The sequence below is a fragment of the Pseudomonas sp. PS01299 genome (assembly GCF_029960145.1).
In the GTDB taxonomy this organism is placed as follows: Bacteria; Pseudomonadota; Gammaproteobacteria; order Pseudomonadales; family Pseudomonadaceae; genus Aquipseudomonas; species Aquipseudomonas putida_A.
Genome location: NZ_JASCPO010000533.1, coordinates 1 through 279 on the forward strand (window position 1 = coordinate 1; position 279 = coordinate 279).

At 55.9% G+C, this 279-nt stretch carries 1 protein-coding gene; it reads left to right on the top strand.

The window, feature by feature from the left end; genetic code table 11:
• Positions 1 to 263 (top strand): demethoxyubiquinone hydroxylase family protein (locus tag QMX91_RS31445; protein WP_282413929.1); only part of this gene is annotated, 263 nt, incomplete at its 5' end.
• Positions 264 to 279: the final 16 nt, after the last annotated feature.

Here is a 279-nt window from a genome sequence, read left to right on the forward strand (position 1 = left end):
TAGCTGGTCTGATCAGTGACAAGGTCAGCCTTGGCTTCGTCGCGGCCACCGAGCATCAGGTGTGCAAACACTTGAACGAGCTCCTGGAACAATTGCCGGCCGAGGACGAAAAGTCCCGGGCGATTCTGGAACAGATGCGCATTGATGAAGAGCATCATGCGGAGAGTGCACTGGATGCGGGTGGGTTCCGTTTTCCGGCGCCGGTGAAGTTCGGGATGAGTCTGTTGGCGAAGGTGATGACCAAGAGTACCTACAGGATCTGACTTCAGTGTTGTCTGG